This is a genomic window from Neptunicoccus sediminis, assembly GCF_001719615.1.
In the GTDB taxonomy this organism is placed as follows: Bacteria; Pseudomonadota; Alphaproteobacteria; order Rhodobacterales; family Rhodobacteraceae; genus Amylibacter; species Amylibacter sediminis.
Map to the genome: position 1 here is coordinate 1 of NZ_MDVX01000060.1, position 3,250 is coordinate 3,250.

Consider the following 3,250-nt stretch of genomic DNA (forward strand, 5'->3'; position numbering starts at 1 on the left):
AGGCCGGTGACGGCTTTATGGCCGAGGCGGTGAAAGCCACCGGTGAGTTTACCACCTTTGAGCAGGACAATGATCCCGAGGGATGGCATGATTTCGGGGCGGTCGAGATCCGGGGCGAGACCGTGTTCTGGAAAATCGATCTCTATGAAGCGGATTCGGATTTCCGCTACGGGGCCGAGACCCCGGGCAATCCCGTGACCACAATGCGCGTACTGACCGTCATGCTGGCGCGCGACTGGTAGAAGGGCAGGGGACGCCTCCCCGTGACATCTCAGACGACTAAGGCCCGCTGCCCCCAAAAAAGGCAAAGCGGGCCTTTTTTCGTGGTGATCCCCGAAGCCGGGGATTGGTCCCGCGCGTAGAGGCGCGGGCCACACCTAACCCATCTGGAAGGATATCCCATGACCACAAGTTTTGCCCCCCTCACCGTCGCTATCGGCGATCTCGTCCCGCATGCCGCCAATGTGCGCAGCAACGCGCCGGAAACCTATGACCCCGAGAACATCGCGCATCTGAAGGCCAGCATCGCTGTGCTGGGCCTCCTGCAGCCGCTCCTCGTCCAGAAGTTCGACGGCAAATACGCCGTGCTGGCCGGTGGACGGCGCCATGCAGCCCTGAAGGAGCTGGTCGCGGACAAGAGCGAGAAGGGGTTCACCGCGAAAACCAAGGTCGACTGCCGCCTTGTGCCCGAGGATTGCGACGTGACGACGGCGCTGTCCCTCGCCGAGAACATCACCCAGGCCCCCATGAACGCCATCGACGAGTTCGAGGCTTTCGCCCGGATGATGGAAGTCGACGGCCAGACGCCCGAGACGATCGCCAAGACCTTCGGCACCACGGTGGCGGCCGTGAAAGGCCGGTTGCGCTACGGTCTGATCCACCCCGACATTCGCGCTGCGGCCCGGGCTAAGACCATCACGCTCGACACGATGAAGGCCTTTGCGGAGCATCCGAGCCAGGAGGTGCAGCGCGAGGTCTTCGAGGCGCTCACCAAGGAAGATAGCTACCTGCAGGCCTATACAGTCCGCCAGGCGCTCAAGTCCCGCGGCGTCCAGGTCAGCGATGATATCGGGGCCTTCGTGCGCGAGGACTATGAGGCCCGCGGCGGAGCGATCGCGGCCGATCTGCTGGAAGAGCATTCAGTGCTCGAGGATGCGGCGCTGGTCGAAACCATCCTACTCGAGAAGCTCGGGGCCGCCGCCGAAGAGGCTCGCATAAAGCTGGGCTTTGCCTGGGCCGATGCAATGGTGCGCTATGATTACGCGACCATGGCCGAATATGGCCGCGTCTACCCAGGACCCGTCGAGCCGGATGAGACCGCCCAGAAGCGCGTGGATGAGATCACCGCTGAACTTGAGAAACTGCAACTCGAGATGGAGGATGAGGGGCTCGAAGACGATGCCTACAATGCCCTTTACGAGCGCGTGGACGCTCTGGAAGAGGAAGCCCGCGATCTGCAGGAGGCCTATAGCGCCGAGGACCTCGCCCGCGCCGGTGTGATTGCGTCCTGGTCGAACGGGCAGGTGACGCTCTACATCGGCCTCGTGCGCCCCGAGGACACCGTGAAAGAGGAGGGCGCGCGCGGCTCGTCGGTCAACCCGACGGGGGAGGAGGCACCGGACGCCGGCGAAATCACCTACCCGGCCTCGCTGGCCGAGGACCTCAAGACCGAGCGGGCCATGGCGCTCGGGGCCGCGATGGCGCTGCATCCGGAGGCCACGCTCGATCTGACGCTCTTCAAGCTGGTCAGTGACGTTCTGGCCAGTGGCATGAGTGTCACGCAGGCGATCAAGATCGATGCCCGCAAGGAATACCGCAGCCATGCCAAGATGGACGAGATCGACGAGACCTCGCTCGAGCAGGCGGCGGCGGCGCATGATGTGCTGGACCTCTCCTGGCTCGATGACACCCGGTCCCCTGCCGATCAGTTCGCGGCGTTCCGCGCGCTGGAGGCAGGCGAGAAGGCCAAGCTCGTGGCCTATGCCGCGGCCAGCACCACGCAGTCTTGCTTCGCGCGGGACCGCCAGCGCGACAGCCTGATGCATGCGTTCGAGATCGAGATCATGCCCGACATCCGCGCCCACTGGACGCCGAACGCGGCGCTCTTCAATCGCTTTAAAAAGGCCTGGCTCCTGAGGATCCTCGGTGAGGATCTGGGTCTCGCCCAGGAGGCGGTGACGCTCGCCTCATCGAGCAAGAAGGAGATCGTCGCCTTCTGCGACAAGCTCTTCGCTGAACCCTTCGCCACACTGACGGACGCGCAGCGCGCTGCCGTGGCCGCCTGGTGCCCGCCGATGATGCAGACCGCCGGTATCGCCTTTGATGAGGCGGAGCCCGCTGCGGAAACCCCCGAGCCTGCCAGCGCGGTCGCGCAAGCGGCCTGATGCATCAAGTGACCCGCGCGTGGACCATGCCCCCCGCGCGGGTCGCCCCCCCCACACCCAACCGAAAGACATCCTCATGGCTATTCTCAAGTTCTCTGCCTCCGCTGTCGCGGCGCAAATCGCACATGCGCGCGCCTGCCAGACCTTCCTGCCCAACTGGAACGGGCCCGTGGACAGGCCGGCCCTGATCCTGATCGTTGGCAATGGTGTGCATCTGCGCTCGAACGGCATCGATGGCACGACCACCCGTATCGTCACGACCGAGCAGGCCGATCCCTCCTTCGCCTTCGCCGATGGCATGAACCCGTTTCGGGACACCGACTGGATGGCGCAGCGCCGCATGGCGTTTCGCGATCTGACCGGCCAGTTCTACACCGACATCCTGGATGACGTGCAGGTGCTCATCGACCGGGGGCGGGGGGCGATCCGGCTCGCAACCGATGGCCACAGCATCCGTGTCTTCGTGCGCCGGGCTTCGGATTATCTCATCGGCGGGACCTACGAAGTGCCCTCGGGCCTCGGCGGCACCTTCCGGGTTATCCTCAAGGATGCCTGCGACACCTTCGCGATCGTGCAGAACTGCGGCAATTGCGAGGATTTCGACGCCATGCAGCCCTACCGCGTGCCGCTCGATGCGCTGATGGAAATCGATGACCGGAGGGCGGCGTAACGCGCCCTTTCTCAAACAAGCATCGCCAATTCCCTGCCAGGCCTGCGGCCCTCTCGGGACATTGGCGACAACAATTTCCCCAATGAGAGAAAGGACTCTGAGATGGGATGGCTCTTCTACACCGACGGCCGCGTCCAGACCTACGCGGATGAGAAAGCGGAAATCGCCCGGCTCTGCACCTTCGAGGGCGACACGC

Annotated in this window: 3 protein-coding genes and 1 pseudogene; all 4 read left to right on the plus strand. The window is 64.3% G+C overall.

Going from position 1 to position 3,250, the window contains the following annotated elements:
• A partial coding sequence (locus tag BFV97_RS18175) for a DUF3768 domain-containing protein (RefSeq protein WP_157888377.1) occupies positions 1 to 242 on the plus strand: 242 nt, incomplete at its 5' end.
• 159 nt (positions 243 to 401) lie between these two features.
• Positions 402 to 2,384 carry a ParB/RepB/Spo0J family partition protein gene (locus BFV97_RS18180; RefSeq protein ID WP_069301768.1) on the plus strand — a complete coding sequence of 661 codons (1,983 nt, stop codon included), beginning with the start codon at positions 402 to 404 and terminating at the stop codon, positions 2,382 to 2,384.
• Between the two features lie 76 nt (positions 2,385 to 2,460).
• Positions 2,461 to 3,054 (plus strand): regulator, encoded by a 594-nt coding sequence (locus tag BFV97_RS18185; RefSeq protein ID WP_069301769.1) that lies wholly within the window; start codon positions 2,461 to 2,463, stop codon positions 3,052 to 3,054.
• A gap of 102 nt (positions 3,055 to 3,156) precedes the next feature.
• Positions 3,157 to 3,250, plus strand: a pseudogene (locus BFV97_RS19280) (DUF6927 domain-containing protein); the annotation flags it as partial.

What these genes read in the sequence shown, in the direction of transcription:
- BFV97_RS18180 (WP_069301768.1), top strand. Translation starts at nt 402, where the DNA reads ATGACCACAAGTTTTGCCCCCCTCACCGTCGCTATCGGCGATCTCGTC.
- BFV97_RS18185 (WP_069301769.1), top strand. Translation starts at nt 2,461, where the DNA reads ATGGCTATTCTCAAGTTCTCTGCCTCCGCTGTCGCGGCGCAAATCGCA.